Below are 21564 nucleotides of genomic sequence, written 5' to 3'. Positions count from 1 at the left end.
AATCGTTGCTTGGGCAGGCCGCGGAATATCTCCTGCGGCCAATCAGTTGAGCTCATTCGAGAAGGCGTTTGACCCATTCGCTCACTTCATCGCCGCTGCCCATGCCGGGATCAATTAGGCCGTCGACCATAAAGGTGGGCGAGCCGTGGATGCCGTTCTGGCGTGAGTATTTGGCGTGGCGCTTGATCTCGCGCTCAAGGTCGGGGGTGTCAAACGCCGGGGTGAGTGCCACGCCGCTGTACTCTTCCAGCCGCTGGAGAACCTCATCCGGCGTAGTGCGCCGGTTGGCCCCTCGGCAGTGATCCTCAAACACGAACTCGTCGCGGTGCTTGCCCACCGCGTCCATGACCCGATAGGCATTGTCTTTACCGCCCTCAAGCGTTGAGGCAGCAATAATGGCGCGGATGACGATACCGGAGTACAGGTGCCATGGCTGAGAGTGCAGCCAGATCTGCACGCGGACGTTGTCCTTGCCGGCCTGGCTAAGAAACTCGTCGAGCTTGTTGAAGGTCTTTACGGAAAAGGGGCAGGTCGGTTCCTGAAACACCTCAAGCAGACGCGGGCCGTGACCCCAGACGAGCGGATCGGCATGCCAACGATGCGCCATGGTAAACCCTCCTTTCTGTCACGTGCGAACTTGCAAAACGCCTGATAAAGGCGCCTGTTCGTCCACCTTAGCATAGAGGCATACAGAGGCCAGGGGCCGCGCTGCAAGCGCTGCCCTGCAAGCCATCAGGCCTATTCGGCAGTTAACATGCCGGAGTCGCTTATCCATGAGTGAGTGCTCGCGCCGCAACTCGGCGCCGCTATCGGCAGAAGGGCCAGAATGCCAGCAGGCCGTCGCACTGGAACTCTTCCTCGCAGGCTGCCAGCTGGCCTCGGTAGCGCGAGGCGCTGCGCGCTACCTGGCGGGCTGCCCGCCGGACCGCCGGCCTGGCCCGATAGGACCCGCGCTGATAGCCGCCCTGGCCTTCATGGTAGGCCAGATAGAGGTGCTCGGGATTGTGGAGAGATACGCCCGTCAGGCGATGGGTCCGGGCGTTGTACCAGCCGATGAAGTCGGTCGCGTGCTTCATGTGGGTACGGCGCGCAAACAGGCGTCCGGCGTCGTCTTCGTACTCTTCCCAAACCGGGTCCTGAGCCTGGGCGTAGCCATAGGCCGAGGAGGGGCGTGTCCAGGGAATGAAGCCCAGCAGCCGGCGACGGGGCGGCTTTACATGGCTGCGGAAGCTGGATTCGCGCTGGATGAAGGCCATCTGGGTGGCGATAGGCGTGCCCCACTTCTCCTGCGAGTCCTGTGCGTAGTCGTACCAGCGGGGCTGTTCGCGGAAGATCTCGCAGATATTCTCCTGGTTTGCGGGCGGTGCCGGCGCCAGCACGGCGCAGCCGGTGAGCATGGCCGCCAGGCTAAGCCCGCCCAGCGGCCGAAACAACGACACCGAGCGGCGGGTGGATTGCATGGCCCCGAAATTCCTTGCGCTGTGGTGGTTATCGTGAAGACAGGTCCCGGGCAGCATAGCGAGCGCCAACAGTTCGAGCAACTGGGCGAAAAAAGCGACCTGTCTGGAGATCGGCTTCCCTGAAATGGCGCTGGCTTAGCGGATGCCAGCGGCAGGGCAGGCCGGGGTGGGCCAACAGCGTTACTCATTCTCCTGTGCAGAAGGCTTGGCGGGTACCTCGGTGCTCGCTGCCGTCACGGGGCTCGGGGGGCGTACGTAAGGGCGACGCCCCTATGCGTCAACGTAGTTGTCACCCAAACGGATTGAGAGGTGATCAACGTGCGTTACCCCGCAGAGCGTAAGGAAGCCATCCTCAAGAAGATGGCGCCGCCCATGAACATGACCATCCCGGAATTAGCCGAACAGGAAGGCATCACCGCGACAACCCTCTACAATTGGCGGAAACAGGCCAGAGCACGAGGACAGGTTTTGCCATCACGTTCTACCCAGCCAGATCAGTGGACCAGTCAGGAGAAGTTCCAGATCGTCCTGGAGACAGCTCCGATGAACGAGGCTGAAGTCAGCGCCTACTGCCGCGAGCGCGGGCTCTACCCCGAGCAGGTGGAGGCTTGGCGGGATGCCTGCATGAACGCCAACGACGATGCGGCAGCGCAGGCCAAGCAGCAACGCCAGGCCCGCAAGGAGGAGCAGAAGCGGCTCCGTAAGCTGGAGCGCGAGTTGCACCGCAAGGACAAGGCCCTGGCCGAGACGGCGGCGCTGTTGGCCCTGTCAAAAAAAGCCGAGGCGATCTGGGGCACGACCAACGACGAGGACGACTGACCAGCCTCCCGGATCGCCAACGCATCGTGACTCTGGTGCAAGACGCCCAGCGTGACGGTGCTCGGCTGGCCAAAGCCTGTCAGGTGATGGGTATCAATGTGCGCACCTACTACCGCTGGGTCACTGAAGGCCAGGTGATGGCTGATCGCCGTCCCGACGCCGACCGCCCGGAGCCGGCCAACAAGCTGTCTCCCGGGGAGCGAGAGGCGATCGTGGCGCTGTGCAATGCCCCGGAGTATCGAAGCCGCCCTCCGGCCTTCATCGTGGCCGATCAGGCGGACAAGGGGAACTACCTGGCCTCTGAGTCGACGATGTACCGAGTGCTTCATGAGTACGATCAGCAACACCACCGGGGCCGACAGCAGGCCCCACAGCGCAAGCGACCGCCGACCACACACCAGGCCACGGCGCCAAACCGGCTTTGGTGCTGGGATATCAGCTGGTGTGTGCCTCGACCCTGAAGGCAGCAGGAAGTAGCTGAATGGGCACGAGCATGACTGGAATACCTTCATGACGAGCAGGATGCTCCTAGTGAAGGGCTGCCCTCTGCTGTGAGAGGGCATGAGCCGAAGCGGCAGTGACCTGCAGTGCACTGGCAGGGTGATGTAACCCGTGGGAAACGGGGTGTGAGGCGAAGCCGTTACGCCAAGATGCACCTCTAGGCTAAGTATGGAAAGGTTGAGGAACACGAACCGATTAATCCGCGTCTGTGGGCTGAACGTGTCGCCACCTCCTACACGGCTTATTGGAGGTGTGTACCCCAGCAGTGAGTACAGGTACGGCTCACTTCTGCTGCGGGCAACGAATAGCCAAGTCGTTGCCAACAGAGGTATGGACAGTGCGCAGCTAATCCGTACCGGGTACACCAACTTGCAGCATGCAAGGGTAAAGATTGCGATCGGCAACCTCCTCCATACGCTTGAGTCCAGCATGTAAACGAGGGAAGGCTTGTATGGGATGGTAAGGGAGTGCGACCCCGATGCCCAACAAGCTGGCGGAGCCTCCGTAGTAGTCCGAGGTGGGGAAAGCCCACCACATGGCGAAGGGAGGCAGTTCAAGTGGCTTGTTCCACTAATTACCTGACTGAGAGAGGTGAAGACCTTTGATAATCAGGGAAATGCAGAGCAAGCTAGCAACATGGTCAACAGAAGATCCGAATCGTAGGATTGATCGACTGTTGAGGCTGATTGCAGGGCGCGATTGGCTCCTGGATGCTGCGTGGAAAACACTGGCATCAAAGGGGGCCAAGACTGCTGGGGTAGACGGTGAGACTCGACGAGTAGTAGAGCAGGATATTAGCCACTATGTGGATGATATTCGCTCAGAGCTGCTGGCTGGAACCTATCAGCCTCAGCCTGCTCGTCGTATCTATATTCCGAAGGCCAACGGCAAGAAGCGCCCACTGGGGATACCAACACTGCGAGATAGGATTGTACAACGTGCGATGCTGATGGCAATGGAGCCCATATGGGAAAGCGACTTCCATCGCTTATCCTACGGCTTCCGCCCCGAAAGAAGCGTGCACCATGCTATCCGAACCGTGAAATTGCAGCTTACGGATAGTGGAGAAACAAAGGGCCGCTGGGTCATAGAAGGCGACTTGGCAAGCTACTTTGATACTGTCCACCACCGAAAGCTGATGCGGTGCGTTCGCAGGCGGATTTGTGACAGTCGTTTCCTAGACCTCCTCTGGAAATTCATCAAAGCGGGCCATGTCGACAAAGGGCTGTTTCATGCTGCTCACGACGGCGTTCCGCAAGGTGGTGTGCTTTCACCATTACTGTCGAATATCATGCTGAATGAATTCGACCAATGGCTTGAGAAACGCTATCTTGGCAAGAAGGCTCGCAAAGATCGTTGGTACTGGAACTCTAGCATCCAACGAGAATTTCCAATCGCCATGCGAGAAAGACGACATTGGCGACCAGCGGTAGCTTACTGTCGCTACGCTGATGATTTCGTCTTGGTTGTTAAAGGAAACAAGGCTCATGCTGAGGCTATCCGCGAGGAGTGCCGACTGTTCCTTGAGGACGACCTCTCATTAACTCTGAATATGGATAAGACCCATGTTACACATGTGAATGATGGGTTCATTTTCCTGGGTCATAGAGTAGTCCGTAAACGCGGTCCCAATGCTGACGAATCCCCACGAATATGTTGCTACTCGCCGCATAGGCTCTGCTCCCTGACTTCCTCGCGAAGTCGTGCTCGGAGGGTTGTCCAAGCAGGCCAAGGCACGGCGTCGGGTTGATGACGACGAAGACATTCCAAGCCCAGGCGCCACACGGAAAGCACGCTCCGGTGCCGGATACTGTTGCTCTGATAGCGCCGCTGTTGCCCCCGGGCTCGGACATCCAGGCCGGCCACCATCATGGCCACGTTCGCCAACATGGCGATCAGCAGCAGGACCTCGATGCGCTTGCCCTGGCGAGACTGATGCATGCCGAAGCCCAGCCCGAACAAGGGACTTTTGACATCGCGGAACCCTTCCTCAATCTGCATGCGCTGTCGGTAGATCGTTACCACTTTATTCGCCAGCGTTGAGCGGTCCGGCAGATTGCTGACCAGCACCCAGGGCTCCTGCTGACGCCGGGCGATCGTCCGGCTGCCGCCGTCCCGAGAGATCCGGCCTTGTTTATTGCGATGCTTACGTCCCCGTGGCGGTCGATAATAGAGCACCATCTGAGCGCGGAACGGATGGTTTTCGGCGATCCGGACGGAGCCCCACGCCTGCGGTTCCGATGTCGCGTGTTGAAACAGGGTCTTCACGGGTTGCCATGCTTCGCCTGACGCCTGGTAACGGGCGGGCTGACGGACCCGTCCAACGATATACCAGCCGCGCGCTTCAACGGCCCGAAACCACGGGTTACGAAAGCCGGCATCGGTCACCAGGATCGGCGTGGCCTTGTCGGGCAGGATCCTTGCCAGCGCATCCAGCAGATAGGCTTCACAGTATGGGCATCCTTCCTTGTGATGAACCTTCTCGAAGATGGGCAGCGATCGCCCGGCGAAGGGCACCGCCGCACGCAGCAGGAAATGCCTGCCGCGGTCATCAATCGGCGACCAGTCCACCAGAATCAGTGGGCGCGTTGTATGGCCGATCAGCAGCGAGGCCATGAGCCAATAGAACAGCGGTCGTTCCTGATGAAGGTGAGGGTTGCCTAATAGTCGATCGACTCGTTTGATGGCGTGCTTGGCATCCGTCGAGCTCGGCAACGCACGGCCAATGGCCGTTAATCCCAGACGTCGCTCGCCCAGCAGAGCGCCAACGGTATCGAGGACGGTCTGTAGCCGCTTGGCATGGATCACGGAGAGTGAAGACGTCAGCAAGTTATGCAAGAATCGAGGGGCCTGCATGGGTCTCCTTCGCATGTTGTTGTGTGTCGTAACTCACAACATGCATGACTCATGCAGGCTTTTTCAATCCTATCATGCTGATTTTATTACCCATTTCATGGGGATTCCTCAGGTCCCAATGGCACAATGCGCCCGGTCACGTCCATCCCCCGTGAAAAGGCAAAGAATTTCGCTGCATCACTGGCGAAAGAATTGTCTAGCAATCATAGCGCGAATAGGATTGACATGGTGGACCGCCTGAATCGCCGACTGGCGGGATGGGCAAATTTCTACCAGCATACCGACTAGGGCCTGTTGACGTTTCATGGCAGGGGTATTGGCAGGATAGGGGCAAGCTCGCAGAATAAAGGTTCCCACACCAACAAACTGCAAGCCTGCCATGCCCCGACAAATGCTCACGGATGAACACTGGTCGAAGCTGAAACCTATCCTGCTTCAACAAGGTATTTATGACAAGGCCGACTTGCGTACCACGATAGAAGGCATCCTTTATCGGATGCGCACCGGCTGCCCGTGGCGGGACCTACCGGAGACGTTTGGCCCCTGGAACACGGTCTACAAGCGTTTTAACGCCTGGTCAGCGAGTGGAAAGCTGATGAGGCTTTTCAGCTCTCTGGTGGAGGAGCCTGATGTTGAGTGGCTGTTCATTGATGGCTCCTACGTCAAGGCCCACCAGGACAGCACCGGAGCTGCCACGGAAGACGCAGAAGCCATTGGCAAAAGTCGTGCAGGCAATACCAGCAAGATCCACTTGACCGTAGATGCCTATGGGCTACCGATAACCTTCAGAATAACCGGGGGTGAGGTGCACGACAGCACGGAAGCCCGGGCATTGATTGACGATTTGCCAGCGGGTGATGCATTGGTGGCTGACAAGGGCTATGACAGCGAGCGTATCCGTGAACAGATCGAAGCCAAGGGCATGGCTGCCGTCATTCCACGCAAACGCAACTCAAAGAAAGGAAATGCCAATCTGGACAGAGGCTTATATCGCTATCGGCATCTGGTTGAGAATGCCTTTGCTCGATTGAAGCCGTATCGCGCCATCGCAACGCGTTACGACAAGCTCAAGCGAAACTACGAAAGCATGGTGGCCTTGGCCTGCGGCTTTTTATGGCTGCCCATGTGAAACGTCAACACGCCCTACACCGCGATCACTTACAGGAAGATAGATGGCATTGTCTTCTGGCGATTTGGCCACTGGCTATCAAGGAAGTATCGCGCATCGATAAAGTCCATGATGCGAAAACACTTCCTGAGACCAACAGAGAAACAAGCCAAGACATGGAAATTCTTTGGCCCAAATGGCAGAGGTGTTTTCTGCGTAACGAGCCTGAGACGTCTGGTAACCAGTCGAAAGATGACCTTCCGATGGCGGCTTCCTGAGGCAAATCCCTATCTGCCACAGGAAGAGGTACGCAACACCGTCACTTCGCGCTACCGAGATGTTGCCATGGCTTTGAGCCACACTTGAATGGAGAGCCGTATGCGCTGAGAGGTGCACGTACGGTTCGGGGAGGAGAAGTAGGGAAATAGCTCGACTACGCCCTGCTTCTTACTCCACTACCGGGCCCTGCACGCGGCACCTGGTGGTACCTGTACCTGATCATGGACGTCTTCAGCCGCAAGATCGTTGGGCACGGAACCTGTCAACCTGATTCGGACAGATCGTTAAAAATTAGTGTCGATTTCGTCGCGGTGGCACCTGCCGCCGATAGCGTCGGGAAGTTCACCACGCTGTAGGGGGCCGGGTCGTCGTCATCGGGCTGTACTGGATTGATCGAGACACTGTCCGGTGGCAGCGCCACCTTTGGGCGTCCGCGTAGGAACCGCTCGGGATGCGCCTCGAAGCTGTCATCGAGCGCTCGCTGGCGGACCTCGGCAATCTCGCGATATCGGCCGGTGAAGACCTGCTCCGGCGTGAAGCCAGCCAGCCCGCTGTGATGGTGCAGCAGGTTGTACCAGTCGACGTAAGCGCTGTACCACTGCCGGGCATGGACGATGCTCTCGAAGCGCCCCGGGTAATCGGGCTGGTACTTGCTGGTCTTGAACTGGCTTTCGCTGAAGGGGTTGTCGTTGCTGACCCGCGGCCGGCTATGACTGCACGTGACCCCCAGCTCTCCCATGAGATCCAGATAGCTCCGGGCGATCATCGGCGAGCCTCGATCCTGGTGGAGCGTCAGTGCGCCATGCGGGATACCGTAGCGATCCACGGCCTCCTGGAAGAGCTGCTGAGCCAAGGCGGCATTCTCCTTGTGGGAGACCATCCAGGCCACGATGAAGCGGCTGTACAGGTCCAGCACCACGTAGAGGTTGAGGTAGACGCCGCGTCGCCGCGTGGGCAATTTGCTGATGTCCCACGTCCAGGCCTCATTGGCGGCCCTTGCCGTGATGCGTGGGACGGCATGGTGTTGGGGAGCACGCTGAGGACGGCGGTCACCGCTCTCCTTGGCCTCACGCAGCTGCCGGTACCACGTGCTGAGCGAGCCAAGATAGATCCCTTGCTGCAGCAGGTCGTGATAGATCTCATACACCGGCTGATCCCGATAAGGCTCGCTATGTGCGATCTCCAGCATTTTCGCTCGCTCCTCGGCCGACAGGGCCCTGGGCTGCGGGCAATGCCGGCGCGACGTTGAAGCTCCGGTATAAGGCTCATGGCGGCGTTTTCGCCAGGCGTACACCGTGCTGCGGTTGATGCCCAGGGCTCGGCAGGCCATGGCCAATGGGAGGCGCGCCGGGCGCTCTTCGAGCACCGTGATCATGGTTCGCTCCCATTGTTCATGCGATCGAGCATCGATAGCGCTTTTTTTTGGAGCGATAGGCAGTCTTCGGCGGTCGAGAGCCTCTGCTGAAGACGGGCGTTCTCACGCTCCAGTGCCTCGATACGCTTCTGCTCCGGCGTCTTGCTCGGGTTCGGCCCTGGGGCGGTCTTGTGGAGCTTCTCCACGCCGCTCTCGGCAAGCTCCTTGCGCCAAGTGGTCAGCTGGCTGTTGTAGAGCTTTTCGCGGCGTAACAGCTGCCCGAGCTCACCATGCTGGCAGGCATCGGCTTCTGCGAGGATGCGCAACTTGTATTCGGTCGAGAACTGACGACGTGTGCGTTTCTCCAGCTTGGGATTCGGCGTGACCTGATGATCGGGCAGCTCGGTTGGCGGTTTCGGCATGATACGGGCTCCTGAACCTCGGGCTCTGATATTGAGCTTAACTCACTGAGCCGGTGTATGGATTCAGGTTGACACACAGGGGGCACGAGGTCTATGAAACCGAGACCGGCGAGCTGGCCGCCGAGCTGATCCAGAAGGCCTGCTGGCGAGAGCACCTCACCGATCGTCACAAGCCTTTGATTTTGCATTCTGATAACGGCAGCCCGATGAAGGCGGCGACCTTCCTGGAGAAGCTCTACGACCTGGGCATCACCCCGTCGTACAGCCGGCCAAGGGTCAGCAACGACAACGCCTTCGCCGAGTCGGCCTTCAAGACACTGAAGTACCGGCCGGGATTCCCCGCCGACGGCTTCGCCACGCTGGCCGAGGCACAAGACTGGGTCCAGCAATTCACCGAGTGGTACAACCATGAGCACCGGCACAGTGCCCTGCGCTACGTCACGCCGAGCCAGCGTCACAACGGCGAGGCCAAAGGCATTCTGGCGCAGCGCCGAGAGGTTTTTGAAGCCGCGAAGCAGCGCCACCCGGAGCGGTGGTCAGGTGACATCCGGAAACTCAGCCTGCCGGATGTGGTGCACCTAAATCCCGAACGGGACTCAGTGCCACAGGCCGCAGGATTTTAAAGAGCTGAAGTCATTTTATATGGCAACTATGTTGACAGACTCCGACGCAGGGCGATGCTAAGCGCGGGGATGAAGGTCAGCAGCAGCAGGCCAAAGGGCAGGCCGCTGGCAATGGCCGCAGACTGGAGGGCGTCGAGTCCACCTGCTCGCAGCAAGAAGGCGGTGACCAGGCCTACCGCGGCTACCCAGAAAAAGCGCTGTCGCCAGCTGGGGGCGTTACCGTTCGACGTCAGCGTTGACACCACCAGGGCGCCGGAGTCGGCTGAGGTAACGAAAAATATCAGCACTACCAGCACGGCCACGCCGGTAGTGAAGGGGCTCAGCGGGAGATAGTCGAGCAAGCGATAGAGGCTTTCGTCAGGAGCAACGGTCACGATGTCGGCAAAGCCGGCATCCTCGAATAGTTCCAGAAACAGCGCGTTGCTGCCAAATACCGTCATCCACAGGAAGTTGAAAAGGGTTGGGACAAACAGCACGCCAAGCAGATATTCGCGGATGGTCCGACCCCGGGAGACCTGAGCGATGAACATGCCCACGAACGGGGACCAGGAGATCCACCAGCTCCAGTAGAAAATGGTCCATTGATCCTGCCAGTGGGTGCCGGTATAGGTCTCGTTCCAGGTGGATAGCTTGGGTAGATCGTTGATATAGCTGCCCAAATGCTCGCCCAGCGCCTTGAAAACAAACAGCGGCTGGCCGGCAAATAACACAAAGAGCATCAGGCTGGCCGCGATGACCAGATTCAACTTGCTGAGTAGACGCACGCCGTTGCCCAGTCCGCTGAGTACGCTAACCATGGCCAGCGCGCATACCCCGCCGATAATGCCCAGGTTGAGGCCCAGGCTGGCGTCCAGCTCGGTTAGCTCGGCGATGCCGGCGCTGGCCTGGCTGGCGCCCAGCCCAAGTGAAGTGGTGATGCCAAAAATAGTGCCAATGACGGCTGCCATGTTCGCCACCCAGCCCAGACGGCGTGCCCAGGCGGCGGGTAGAAGCTCGCGTAGCGGCGCCTCGAAGCTGAGCCTGTGGCCGGCGTTATAATGGAAGAAGGCCAGCGTTAGTCCTACGAGAGCGTAGATACCCCAGGGATGAAGGCCCCAGTGAAGAAACGTCATTTCCATGGAAAACTGGGCAGTAGCGGCATCGCTATTCAGATAAGGGCCGAACGACGCGTAATGCTGCAGCGGCTCGGAAACGCTGTAGAACAAAAGCCCGATGCCCATGCCCGCGGCGAATAACATGCCAAACCAGTCAAGACGGCTGAACTCGGGGCGTGCCTCGGGCCCGCCCAGGCGAATTCGCGCCAGCGGAGTAAACAAGAGATATAAGGCAAACAGCAGCACGGCGTTCATGATGAAAATGAGCAGCCAGCCGGTAGAGCCTGCCATGATGTCCTGTAGGCGCGAGAACAGCGTGGCGGCGACGTCGCCTTGCCAGCCAACAAATATCAGCAGCAGAGCCATGATGGTGGCGGAGGCAATGAACAGGCTCATTTTCCTGAGCGAGGGCATGGTGTCGTGCCTTCCATAGCGTCGTTGTGTGGCGTGAAAGGGACGGCTGTTTTAGTCAGATCCGTTGCCCGCCAAGACAGAATGACATCGTCAAACTGACCCAGTGATTGTTAGTGTAAAGACAATCTGTTGAAAAATCAGCCGTTTGATATGATCACAGGTAGAGGCTTAAGCCCCGCACGTGTCCGGCAGCGGCTCGGTTTTTCGTCAAGCGCACCTGGCCCGACACGCAAGACACGCAACAGCAAAGAGGTAGCCATGACCAAGCGCGCTATTATCGTCGTAGACTTTCAGAACGAATATCTTCCCACCGGCAAGCTACCGTTGACCGGTATGGATCACGCCCTGGCAAATGCCGCTCGCCTTATTGATGCGGCGCGTGACGGGGGAGAAGCGCTCTTTCATGTTCGCCATGAGTTTGCCGAGCCCGACGCGCAGGTTTTTGTACCGGGAAGCGATGGCGTTGAGACGATTTCCGCCGTCGCACCAGCCGAAGGCGAGCCTGTCGTCCTCAAGAACTATCCTAATGCGTTTCGCGGCACTAACCTGAAGCAGCAGCTGGATGAGCAGGATATCGAGGAAGTGGTGATCATTGGCGCCATGAGCCATATGTGTGTGGAAGGGACCTCCCGCGCGGCCAGTGACCTTGGCTATGCCGTTACCGTCGTGGAGGATGCGTGCGCCACAATGGAGCTGGAGTTCCACAACACGAAGGTGCCGGCGGCCCAGGTACACGCGACGGCCATGGCGGCGCTGGCGTTTGCCTATGCGTCCATTACCGGCACTGAGGCCTACCTGGCCGGCTGATTGAGGTATGGATTCGTGCCGCTGCGTACAAAACCAGGGACCTGCCGCCTTGGTGCCGGGTCTCTCCGATCAGAGTCAAAAGGCGTTGTATGTAGGCCTGGATAGGGCGATGACGATTGCCTGCGGACATACTGCCAAGGCGCTGCGTCGGGTATTCGTGCGATACGCCAGACCCACGCCCCGAGCTGAAAAGGCACCGATGGAGGTCATGTGGAAGTTCTGCTGATTGGAATGCTACTGCTGGCCGGGCTGGCATTCGGGGTGCTGGGCAGCCGCTTTCTGCGCCTGCCGCGCGTGGTGGGATATATATTGGCCGGCATCCTTTTCGCGCCCGATTTGCTTGGTGGGCCGCTGGGCGCAGAAACGACCGAATGGACTCGCTCTATCGTTGCCGTCACTCTCGGCATCATCGCCTATTTAATCGGCGGAGCGGCAACTGTCACGCAGCTTCGCCAGCTGGGCTGGGCGATTGTGACCGCGACGGCCGGTAAGGTGGCCGGTAGCTTTCTTGCGGTACTGACAGGGTTTGCGCTGGTGGGCCTGGCCGTGGCCGATGTGCCCGGCTGGACGCTGGCGCTGTTGCTTGCAGCGATCGCCACCACCACGGCGCCGGCCGCCATCGTGGCGATCATCCACCAGTACCGGGCTCGCGGCCCGTTGACCACCACGCTGCTGGGTATGGTGGCGCTGGATGATGCGCTGGCGCTGGTCATTTTCTCGCTGGTGCTGGCCGCCATGGACAGTACCGGCTTCGCCGCGGCGATTCCGGCCGTCATTTGGGAGATTGTGGCGGCCATCGGATTTGGGACAGCCGGCGGCTACGTGGTTGAACGCACCGCGCGTTATCTGCCCGAGCCGGAGCTGCAGCTGGTGGGGCTGCTTGGCGCCATCGTTCTGCTCACCGGGCTGGCTGACGCCTGGCATTTCTCTCCGCTGCTGGCTGCCATGGCGCTGGGCTTTTTCACTCGGTTTTTCAGTGGCGCCCATTCCGAACCGCTGTTTCGTCCCCTGGAGCAGCTCCAGGAAGTCGTCTTTGTGCTGTTCTTCACCCTGGCCGGGCTCCATTTTGCCCCCGGCGTCGTATGGGGACATGCGGGGCTGATCGCTCTGTACTTTGTACTGCGCGCAGGCGGACAGATTGCTGGCGCCATGGCCGGGGCGCGGCTGGCCGGCGCGCCCCGGGTCATCAGCCATAACGTGGGGCTGGTCATGCTGCCCCAGGGCGGGGTGGCTATCGGGATGGCGCTGCTGCTCACCGGCGTGCCGCGGCTGGAGGCGTCTGCGCTGGTGATCGTCAACATCGTCACCGCCACCACGCTGCTGACCGAGACACTGGGCGCGGTAGCCGTTCGCTTTGGGCTGGGTCGAGCCGGTGAACTGGGTCAGACAGCGACCATCGGCGAGACGGAGAAAACAGAATGAAGACCAGCGATTGGATAGCTGCCTATCCGGTCAGGGCGTTGACCCTCACCGGTGAATACGAGCTGCAGGAGGCAGCCCGCATGCTGCTGGATAATCCGGAAAGGCGGGATATCTTCGTTCTCGACGCCGAAGGGCGGGTGTGCGGGCACTTGGGTTTTTGGCATGTATCCAGCCTGCTGCTGGTCGCGCTGCGCCCCACGCATAGTCTGCGCGAGCTGGTAGAGCGGATCACCCTGGGTAGCGTGGCTGAGCACATGAACGATCGCGTGATGTGCGCCGAGGCGGATGAGGAGATCAACGATATCTTATATCGGCATGATCTCTTTCAGAAGCACGTAGAGCGCCGCGTCGAGGATATCCCGGTAGTCGACGAGCAGCGCCGTCTGCTGGGCGTGATTCGCCTCTCTGACCTGTTGCGCCATACGCTGGGGGCACAAGAGGGGATCCAGAACACTCGATGACGTTATGACCCCGCTGGCAAGAGCTATTTCGGCATGGGCGATCCAAAACGCCGCAGCTGCATTTCCTGCAGACGGCTCAACGTGCGACGGAAGGGAAAGGCCAGCGCGCCGTCGCGGTAAAGCTCATGTAGCGGCACGGCTGCGTCCAGGTAAAGCGGTATGCCGCGGTCGTAACACTCGTCCACCAGCGCAATAAATCGGCGCACGCCATCGTCCTGATGCGATAGCGCCGGCAGCCGGCGCTCCCCGGCTTCGACCTGCACCACCCCGTCTTCCGTGCCACGAGCTATCGTCTTTTGCCGGCTGCTACCGGTCAGTTGCGGCACCTCGCTCAGGAAAACATGGGAAAAGCGGTCACACAGCTCGATAAAATCCTGCGATGCCAGTTTTTGCTCGCATAGGTCGTCGTAACGACACCAGAGCATATGTTGGCTTCGCTTCACCACCGGAATCTTGCGGTGACCCAGCAGCAGGGGTTCGCTATGTGGCTGCTCACCCTGGCTTAGGCGTTCGGCAAAGGCTTTTTCCAACGCCTGCGGCTCATTAACCCAATAGCGCTGCTGGCGCTCCCCGGGGTGCAGCCGGTGATCCCGGCCGCCATCAACGTCCACTACCTGCGTATGCTGTTTAATGGCCGCGATAGCTGGCAATAGTCGCTCACGATTAAAGCCGTCCTTGTACAAATCGTCTGGCGGCTGGTTGGACGTACTCACCAGCACCAGGCCTTGAGCCAGCAGCTGCTGAAACAAGCCGCCGACCAGCATGGCGTCGCCAATATCGCTGATAAACAGCTCGTCCAGACACAGCACACGCGCCTCAGACGCCAGCTCCCGCGCAAGCAGTGTCAGCGGCTCTTCCTGGCCGGTGAGTTGAAACAGGCGTTGGTGAACCCAGCGCATGAAGTGGTGAAAGTGCTGCCTGCGGGCCGGTATGGTTAACGCCTGGTAGAAACGATCCATTAACCAGGTTTTACCGCGACCCACCGGCCCCCAGAGATACACACCCCGAATAGCCGACTGGCCCGCCTGCAGCTGCTCATAACAGCGCTGCAGACACAGGGCCGCTTCATGCTGGGCAGGGTCCTCTCTAAAGCCGAAGGCCAGCGCTTGCCGATAGGCTGAAAGCGGGGAAGGCGCCGCCGCGTCTGGGCTAGAGGAGCTCATGTCATTATCAGGTAACGCATGGTGAGTCACCGTCTGTCACTTTGGTGATTGCCGTGGTAGTGCTTTTATGAGGCAGCGCCCCCTGTGTGCTGGGTGATGCTACAGCCAGCAGCTGCGCTATATCGTCTCTTCGCCTTCTGGATAGAGTAAAGTGCGCTTTTGGACTGCAATACGGCTTGGAGCGTCTGCCCATGGCAGGAAAAGGATAACCCCTATAGGACAGGGAAGCATCTCGCATCCGACACCCAGCGTTAAGCGGTCCCGATACTTGGCGGTTCTCTGCTTCAGGGTTGTCCGAGTGACAAAGGACGGGTATGACTCCCTGAAAGGGTTCTTCGTCGTTTCATGTGGATTTGGCCTGATCGAACAGGCGGCCTACCGGGCTGCCAATCAGGTAGATCATGGCGATGAAGTTGGCCTCGTTCCGGTAACCCCGTGCGCGTGACCGAGCCGCCTGAAACAGACCATTCATGCCTTCCAGCCGTGCGTTCGTCAGTCCCGAAATCCAACGCCTGACCACCGCATCGGCGTGGCGCTCCAGCGTCGCCAAGGCCTTTCCCATCGGCTTCAGCAATGGCTTCTCCGAGACCGCCGCCTTCATGACCTTGAGGTAGTGCGTGATGCGCCATCGAGCCGCGCGTGGCGTCGGCGCCTTCTGGATCCAGCGCAGCTTCTCCTTGATCACCCAGGCATCGGACGTGGCGCTCTGGTCGGCCACCAGCTCCTGGAGCGCCGCCAGTTGCTTGGGCGTCAGATTCTCGTTATCCAGGCTCTTCAGCAGGGCCCAGCGTAGCGACTTGGGGTGCTCCTGCTCGCGGCGCTCTTTCTTGCGCACCTCGTCCAGTCGCTTGGTGAAGGTCTGCACGATATGGAACCAGTCGACCGTGACCTCGGCCTTGGGAAGGTACTCAGCCACGCCGCTGAGGAAGGCTTGTGACATGTCGCAGACGACCTCGACCACGTTGTCCGGATCGCCGCCATGGGCCGCCAGGAAGGCGCTGAAGGCCTCGATGGCGTCCTTGCCATGGCCGGGGACGGCGAAGATCACCGGCTCCTGCTTGCGCTGCATATCGAGGAACACCGTCACATAGCGCTGGCCGCGCCGGGACGCGGTTTCGTCCACGCCGACGGTGGCCACGTTGCTCAGATCCAGCTGCCCCAGCATCCGACCGACGTAGTGATGCACGATGCGCCACAGCCGCTTGTCGGAGATCTCCAGCTGTCGGGAGACGGCCAACACCGGCATCTCCTTGACCAGCGACATGGCCGCCTGCTCGAACAGCAGGGTAAAGTCACTCCCCGGACGCGCCCAGGGCACCTCGATACGCTTGACGCCATGCTCCGGGCACTTGGTACGCGGCACGCGAGCATGCAAGTAGCAGTGATGCTGGAAGAAGTTCAGGTGCCGCCACGTCTTGTCAGCGAAGTCATGAGCCGGACAGGCCTCGCCGCAATCAGGACAGGGGTAGAGGCTGCCACGCTCGGCCTCGACGTAGAGGTCCAGACGGTGGGGCGATACGGAGGTATCCAGGTGCTGGTCCTTGAGAATCCAGGGCGCTTCCAGGCCCAGGCCGAGGGTCAGAATCTGGGTGCCGTCCATGTCATACCTCCTGTCGTCGTGGAGGTCATATCCTGGCCCAGCTCAGGGGGCGAATTCCACACCCAACGACGAAGAGCCCCTGAAAGGCATTCTTGTTTATCAGGAGGCTGCTTGTGGATCATCACGCTTATCGCCATGTTTTGGCTGAAAGTCTGGCCGAGAGCGAACTGCCTTTTCCCCCTGCAGAGTTCGCGAGGCGCCGGCAACGGGTGCGAGAAACCATGCAGGCTGTCGGGCTCGAGGCGCTGCTGCTGACTGACCCGGCCGATATCTTCTATCTGACGGGGTATCACACCTTTGAGGTGTCGGTGCATGCCTGTTTGGTAGTGTCGGCCGACCGCCTGGTGTTACAGGTGCCCTCTATCGAGATCGGCCCTGCCGTGGTTACTGCAAGGGTGGAATGAGATACTGGGGTACCGCTGGGAAGGCATCGATGAGGTGATTGAACCGCTGGCCGATATGCTGGCCCCTTTTCGATCCGTTGGCCTGGACCCTTTCGGAGCCGGTTTGCGCTACGGTGTTATCCGCGAGCTGCAAGCACGCCTGGGGGCCGATCGTTTTCGCGATGATGGAGGCGAGCTGCTTGACCGTGTCCGTATTGTCAAGACGCCTGCAGAACTTGATTGCCTGCGCCGGAGTGCGCGAATTACCGCAGCGGGATTACGCGCGGCCGAAGCGATGATTGCTCCGGGCGTTACCGATAGCGAGGTGGCAGCGGAGGGTAGCCGGGCCATGCTGGCAGCGGGGAGCGAATTCATGAGCCTTCAGCCCATCGTTGCTACCGGCCGGCGTATCGGTACGATTCATGTCAATCACAAGCGCCACCCAATAGAGCCGGGCGACCCTGTCTTTCTGGAGTTTGGTTCCGCTATTCAACGCTACACCGCGCCGATGATGAGCACTGCTGTGGCGGGGCGAGCCAGTGCGGACATGCAGGCGCTGCGAGACGTTTGCTGTGAGATGTTTGAGGCGCTGTGTGCCACCATGCGGCCAGGCGCTTCCTTTGACGATGCGGCGCGGGCCGCTGAGACCGTATTGGCACCCCACGTCGAGCGCGTGTTCTTTTCGGGCGTGTTTGGCTATACGGTAGGGGCTCAGTTTCCTCCCAGCTGGGTCGAAGGGACAGGCTACATCGCCCGTGGGCAGCATGCCGAGTTTGCCCCTGATATGGTTTTCCATTTGCCGCTCTGCCTGCGGCTACCGGGACGATGGGGGATCGGGTTGAGTGACACCGTGCGAGTCACTTCTGACGGCGGAGCGCCGCTTACCAACAATGACTGGCAGCTGTAAATACAGGGTACCGGAGAGTCCACTACGCTGGGCCCGATATCTACATCAGCCACGCCAGCAGCAGCGGCAGGTAGAGCAGCGAGAGCAGGGTCGAGCAGAATACCAGGCTGGCCACATACTCCGGTTCACGCCGTGCCTTCTGGGCGAACAGGTAGTTGAACACCGCCACCGGCATGCTCATCTGCAGCACCACGATGCTGTGGGCCAGCGGTGGCAGGCCCAGCAGTGCACCGATGCTCCAGGCCAGCGCCGCAGCGACCGGAATGCGCAGCAGGCTGAAGCTGATGCCGGAGCGTAGGCTTCTTACCTGAATGCTGGCCAGCGAGACGCCCAGGGTGATCAGCATCAAGGGGACGGTAAAGCCCGAGATCAGCTCGACGCTGTTGGCAAGCCACAGCGGCAGGTCGGTGCCGGTGAGCAGCAGGACCAGCGACAGCAGGATGGCGTAGACGGTCGGCGTGCGCACCAGAGTGCGTAGCGGATTGCCGCCGCTGCTGGCCATCACCGAGCCCAGGGTGAACTGAAACAGCGAGACGGTAACCATCACCGTGATGCCGTAGGCGAAGCCGGCGCTGCCGAAGGCGTAGAGTACCACCGGCAGCCCCATGTTGCCGGTGTTCGGATACATGGCCGGTGCTAGCAGCACCCTCCAGTCCTGGCGCAGCAGACGCGCCAGCGGCCAGGTCATCGCCGCCATGGTGCAGATCACCAGCGCCGTGGCGAGCATGGTGCGGCCAAAGTTGCTGGCCTCGATCTCGGCGCTGGAGAGCGAGGCGATGACCAGCGTCGGGGTGCCGATATTGAACACCAGGCGGGTGACGAACTCGACCGGATAGGGCTGCCCCAGGCGTACCCAGGAAAATCCTAGACCAGCTCCGGCCAGGACCGGCGCCATCACCGCGAAGAGTTCGGTAAGCATGCAGGTGCCTCAGGTGAGTGGAGAAGCCGTTATTCTCTGGAATTCGTACAGAGTTTGGCAAGGTGGCGCTGTATGCCGAATAGCGCTGCGCCGTCGAAAACGGCCCTGGCCCTTGGGTCCAGGACATCGGCCACATCCTGAAAGCTCCGTATCCGGCGTTGGGTCGGCCCATGCCCGCAAGCGCCGTCCCCAAAGGGTTGGCCCGTCGTCTATGAGCCTTTTGGTGGCCAATCCTGTGCCTTGGATAAGGCCAGAGGTCGTTAGACGCCGCTGTTATGGCGACCATGTGGTCACGGAATGGCCACACAGGCAAACAAAAAGGGCTCACGAATTGGCGTAAGCCCTTGATTTGTCTGGTGCGCCCAGCAGGATTCGAACCTGCGACCCTCGGCTTCGGAGGCCGATACTCTATCCAGCTGAGCTATGGGCGCTTGATGGGTGCGTATCCTAACGGCACTGGCGCCATGTGTCTAGCAGTTGTCGTAGATCAAACCTGAGACCCCGAAAAAATCGTTAGGCATATGCCAAACCGCCAGCCAACAAAAAAGCGCCCTGAGGCGCTTGATTGTCTTGCTTGTTTGGTGGAGGCGGCGTCCACCTTCCCCCCGTATCAGGCCGCGCCATGCTGAAGCCGTAACCTGCTGAACTCCTTGTGTTCCCTGGATTCCCTTGTCTTGTGGTGTATCAGGGAATGTCACCCTATGTTATCTTTTATGGCTAATGGGATGGCTAATGGGGGAAGGGCGATGCCGAAGATAGCTAAGGAACTGAGCGCCGCTGAAGTCAGGCGCATCGACCGGCCAGGGTTCCATGCCGTGGGGGGCGTGCCGGGGCTGCTGCTGCAAGTCACCCCTGGCGGGGGGCGTTCGTGGGTACTGCGCGTGAAGGTGGGGAACCGCCGCCGTGGCTTTGGGCTGGGCAGCTTCCCAGGCACCGGCCTAGCGGATGCCCGCACCAAGGCGCGCGAGCTGCGCGACAAGCTGGCGCAAGGCATTGACCCCGTAGCCGAGCGCCAGGCCGCCAAGGCTGCCCACGTGGCTGCACAAGCCAAGCGCGTGACCTTCCGGGAAGCTGCCGAGCGCTACCACCAAGACAAGGCCGGGGAATTCCGAAGCGTGAAGCACCGGAACGACTGGCTATCGTCCCTTGAGCGCCACGCCTTCCCCCACCTTGGGGACTTGGCCGTTTCTGATGTAGAGCTGCCCCACGTGCTGGACGTGCTGAACCCTATCTGGGCGACCAAGACGGAAACCGCCACCCGCGTGCGCCAGCGCCTGGAAAGCGTGTTGAGCTGGGCGACCGTGCGCGGATACCGCCAGGGGGACAACCCGGCCCGCTGGGCTGGATGCCTTGATACCGTGCTGGCCAAGCCTGCCAAGCTGGGTAAGGGCAAGCGCCACCAACCGGCCCTTCCCTGGCAGCGCGTCCCGGAATTCATGGCAGACCTTCGCTCCCGTGAAGGCATGGGCGCCAGGGCGCTGGAATTCGTCATTTTGACCGCCGCCCGTAGCGGGGAAGTCAGGGGCGCCACGTGGGATGAAGTCGATTTGGCCGCCAGGGTGTGGACGATTCCCGGCGACCGGATGAAGGCAGGCAAGCCCCACCACGTGCCCTTGTGCCCGGATGCCGTGGCCCTGCTGGAATCCCTGCCCCGCATGGAAGGGCAACCGCTGGTGTTCCCGGCCGCGCGGGGGAAGAAAATCAGCGACGTGACTATCCTGGCCACCGTGAAGCGTATGAACGCCACCAAGCTGAAGGAAGGGGGCGAACAGTACACCGACCCTACCGATGGCCGCCCCGTGGTCCCGCATGGCTTCCGTTCTGCCTTCAAGGACTGGGCGCGTAGCCGTTCGAACTTTCCGGATGAAGTCAGCGAGCTGGCGCTGGCCCACGTGAACAGCGATGCCACCCGTGCCGCCTATGCCCGCGACGAACTGATGCCCCAGCGTGCCAAGCTGATGAAGTCATGGGCGGAATACTGCGCGGAACCGGCCAAGGCTGGTGCTAGCGTAGTTTCGCTCCGGAAAGACGCTCAGTCATAGCTTGGCAAGCCTTACCGTGATGCGCAGGCCTTGATGGTGCTGGGCATGTTGCCAGCTTGGGTTTTGCGTATAAAAGTACTCGTCTCATGCTATATCATCACGGTTTGTAGGAAGCTAATCCACCAATGATCGTGAGGGACAAGTGGCTTTTTCTGAAACTATTATGAAGCGTCGGCAGTGGCACTCCTTGGAGTCGGCGGCTCAATTTTTGAGCATCGGCATTGGCGAGGATGTGAGTGTTGACCAGTTGATTGAGCTGGCCAGATCTGGCGATATCCCGATTTTCGTTGATCTTTCAATGCCCGCGTGGCCCTTGGTTGGGGATAAGGGAGCTCCAAAAGCCCACCTAAACTTTACTGTTCACGAGCATCCGGTTCCTTCATCTCCCCTTCCTGGGATGACGGTTAATGCTGACGACACAGATTGTGTGCTGATGGGCAAGTATGAGTTGAAAACTCCTTCAGCCTTCAGCCCCTTGAGCGAGTGGTATGTCAAAGACCCGAAGAGCGGCGAGTCCTTTATCCCTGGGCACCAGTATAAAAGCTTGCCAAGTGGAAAGAGCTTTCCTGAAAGGCCGGGGAAGCCAGTGCCAGAAGAGTGGGTTTTCAAAAAGGATGACTTGGAAACCCTTGTCGCTCAGATTTTATCTGACGAGGATGTTAGGGAGGGAAAGAAGAAAGATAAGCGAGAAATTAGGGCTTTGGAGGCACTTGGGCTTCTCGTGGAAGTGGTGGCATACACTGGCACAGATCAAAAAAAATACCAGTGGGGCGGGAAGCCGAACTGCGCGCAGATTGCTAGGGCCATGGAGGCCCAGGCTGGTCAAGGTAGTGGCATGAGAGAGGAAAAGCTGAAGAGATTGGTAGGAGACGCGCTGGATGCCTATCAAATGAGATAATAGGTCATTCTGTACATTCTACATTTCTGTAT

General features: G+C 59.9%; 20 protein-coding genes, 1 tRNA gene and 1 pseudogene. 12 read left to right on the top strand and 10 right to left on the bottom strand.

Features of this window, described 5'->3' with window-relative positions; all coding sequences use genetic code 11:
• Window positions 1-52 precede the first annotated feature (52 nt).
• Entirely contained in the window at window positions 53-607 is a 555-nt protein-coding gene (locus P1P91_RS13785) for a DsbA family protein (RefSeq protein ID WP_311883337.1), read from the bottom strand.
• A gap of 199 nt (window positions 608-806) precedes the next feature.
• The gene (locus P1P91_RS13780) at window positions 807-1460 is read right to left on the bottom strand and encodes a transglycosylase SLT domain-containing protein (protein ID WP_311883335.1); all 654 of its coding nucleotides are present in this window, start codon (window positions 1458-1460) and stop codon (window positions 807-809) included.
• 318 nt (window positions 1461-1778) lie between these two features.
• Here P1P91_RS13780 and P1P91_RS13775 point away from each other — a divergent pair, with 318 nt between their 5' ends.
• From P1P91_RS13775 to ltrA, 3 genes are all read left to right on the top strand, one after another.
• Window positions 1779-2279: a transposase gene (locus tag P1P91_RS13775; RefSeq protein ID WP_311883333.1), complete on the top strand. Its 501-nt coding sequence runs from the start codon at window positions 1779-1781 to the stop codon at window positions 2277-2279.
• A 26-nt stretch (window positions 2280-2305) separates the two neighbouring features.
• Window positions 2306-2740 (top strand): hypothetical protein, encoded by a 435-nt coding sequence (locus P1P91_RS13770; RefSeq protein ID WP_311883331.1) that lies wholly within the window; start codon window positions 2306-2308, stop codon window positions 2738-2740.
• Window positions 2741-3396: 656 nt separating this feature from the next.
• Complete coding sequence (gene ltrA, locus P1P91_RS13765; RefSeq protein ID WP_456068450.1) at window positions 3397-4530, top strand: group II intron reverse transcriptase/maturase; 1134 nt, start codon at window positions 3397-3399, stop codon at window positions 4528-4530.
• Here the strand turns inward: ltrA and P1P91_RS13760 are convergent.
• Window positions 4440-5636: an IS4 family transposase gene (locus P1P91_RS13760; protein ID WP_311882096.1), complete on the bottom strand. Its 1197-nt coding sequence runs from the start codon at window positions 5634-5636 to the stop codon at window positions 4440-4442. The two genes, ltrA and P1P91_RS13760, sit on opposite strands and share 91 nt — an antisense overlap.
• 379 nt (window positions 5637-6015) lie before the next feature.
• Here P1P91_RS13760 and P1P91_RS13755 point away from each other — a divergent pair, with 379 nt between their 5' ends.
• Window positions 6016-6765: an IS5 family transposase gene (locus P1P91_RS13755; RefSeq protein ID WP_311881892.1), complete on the top strand. Its 750-nt coding sequence runs from the start codon at window positions 6016-6018 to the stop codon at window positions 6763-6765.
• 520 nt (window positions 6766-7285) lie between these two features.
• Here the strand turns inward: P1P91_RS13755 and P1P91_RS13750 are convergent.
• Window positions 7286-8398, bottom strand: a complete 1113-nt coding sequence (locus P1P91_RS13750; protein WP_051530273.1) for an IS3 family transposase — start codon at window positions 8396-8398, stop codon at window positions 7286-7288.
• Window positions 8395-8799: a transposase gene (locus P1P91_RS13745; RefSeq protein ID WP_027961730.1), complete on the bottom strand. Its 405-nt coding sequence runs from the start codon at window positions 8797-8799 to the stop codon at window positions 8395-8397. The genes P1P91_RS13750 and P1P91_RS13745 overlap by 4 nt, the downstream gene beginning before the upstream one ends.
• 86 nt (window positions 8800-8885) lie before the next feature.
• Between P1P91_RS13745 and P1P91_RS13740 the strand changes: the two are divergent.
• Window positions 8886-9422: pseudogene (locus tag P1P91_RS13740) on the top strand (transposase); the annotation flags it as partial.
• A gap of 26 nt (window positions 9423-9448) precedes the next feature.
• On the opposite strand, the gene P1P91_RS13735 reads toward P1P91_RS13740, so the two are convergent.
• Window positions 9449-10912 (bottom strand): BCCT family transporter, encoded by a 1464-nt coding sequence (locus P1P91_RS13735; RefSeq protein ID WP_311883328.1) that lies wholly within the window; start codon window positions 10910-10912, stop codon window positions 9449-9451.
• 276 nt (window positions 10913-11188) lie between these two features.
• On the opposite strand from P1P91_RS13735, the gene P1P91_RS13730 reads away from it, so the two are divergent.
• The 3 genes from P1P91_RS13730 (at window position 11189) to P1P91_RS13720 (ending at window position 13620) form a co-directional block, all read left to right on the top strand.
• A complete protein-coding gene (locus tag P1P91_RS13730) occupies window positions 11189-11737 on the top strand; it encodes a cysteine hydrolase family protein (RefSeq protein WP_311883327.1) in 549 nt (182 codons plus the stop codon).
• Between the two features lie 210 nt (window positions 11738-11947).
• Complete coding sequence (locus P1P91_RS13725; protein WP_311883326.1) at window positions 11948-13159, top strand: cation:proton antiporter; 1212 nt, start codon at window positions 11948-11950, stop codon at window positions 13157-13159.
• On the top strand, window positions 13156-13620 hold the full coding sequence (locus P1P91_RS13720) for a CBS domain-containing protein (RefSeq protein WP_311883325.1): 465 nt from the start codon (window positions 13156-13158) through the stop codon (window positions 13618-13620). Before P1P91_RS13725 ends, P1P91_RS13720 begins: the two co-directional genes overlap by 4 nt.
• A 23-nt stretch (window positions 13621-13643) precedes the next feature.
• Here P1P91_RS13720 and zapE read toward each other — a convergent pair whose 3' ends face one another.
• Both zapE and P1P91_RS13710 read right to left on the bottom strand, forming a co-directional pair.
• Window positions 13644-14783: a cell division protein ZapE gene (zapE, locus tag P1P91_RS13715; protein ID WP_311883324.1), complete on the bottom strand. Its 1140-nt coding sequence runs from the start codon at window positions 14781-14783 to the stop codon at window positions 13644-13646.
• Between the two features lie 343 nt (window positions 14784-15126).
• On the bottom strand, window positions 15127-16383 hold the full coding sequence (locus tag P1P91_RS13710; protein ID WP_311883323.1) for an ISL3 family transposase: 1257 nt from the start codon (window positions 16381-16383) through the stop codon (window positions 15127-15129).
• Between the two features lie 113 nt (window positions 16384-16496).
• Between P1P91_RS13710 and P1P91_RS13705 the strand changes: the two genes are divergently transcribed.
• Complete coding sequence (locus tag P1P91_RS13705; RefSeq protein ID WP_311883322.1) at window positions 16497-16787, top strand: aminopeptidase P family N-terminal domain-containing protein; 291 nt, start codon at window positions 16497-16499, stop codon at window positions 16785-16787.
• Between the two features lie 34 nt (window positions 16788-16821).
• Window positions 16822-17673 (top strand): M24 family metallopeptidase, encoded by an 852-nt coding sequence (locus tag P1P91_RS13700; RefSeq protein ID WP_311883321.1) that lies wholly within the window; start codon window positions 16822-16824, stop codon window positions 17671-17673.
• A gap of 40 nt (window positions 17674-17713) precedes the next feature.
• Here the strand turns inward: P1P91_RS13700 and P1P91_RS13695 are convergent, their stop codons facing one another.
• Together P1P91_RS13695 and P1P91_RS13690 are read right to left on the bottom strand one after the other, a co-directional pair.
• Window positions 17714-18592, bottom strand: a complete 879-nt coding sequence (locus P1P91_RS13695; protein WP_311883319.1) for an AEC family transporter — start codon at window positions 18590-18592, stop codon at window positions 17714-17716.
• Between the two features lie 354 nt (window positions 18593-18946).
• Window positions 18947-19023: transfer RNA gene (locus tag P1P91_RS13690), tRNA-Arg, on the bottom strand.
• Window positions 19024-19338: 315 nt separating this feature from the next.
• Between P1P91_RS13690 and P1P91_RS13685 the strand changes: the two genes are divergently transcribed.
• Both P1P91_RS13685 and P1P91_RS13680 read left to right on the top strand, forming a co-directional pair.
• Window positions 19339-20634 (top strand): tyrosine-type recombinase/integrase, encoded by a 1296-nt coding sequence (locus P1P91_RS13685; protein ID WP_311883318.1) that lies wholly within the window; start codon window positions 19339-19341, stop codon window positions 20632-20634.
• Between the two features lie 142 nt (window positions 20635-20776).
• Entirely contained in the window at window positions 20777-21532 is a 756-nt protein-coding gene (locus tag P1P91_RS13680) for a hypothetical protein (protein WP_311883317.1), read from the top strand.
• The last annotated feature ends 32 nt before the right edge of the window (window positions 21533-21564 follow it).

This window comes from Halomonas piscis, assembly GCF_031886125.1.
Taxonomy (GTDB): domain Bacteria; phylum Pseudomonadota; class Gammaproteobacteria; order Pseudomonadales; family Halomonadaceae; genus Vreelandella; species Vreelandella piscis.
This window is presented reverse-complemented; position numbering and strand designations above follow the sequence as displayed.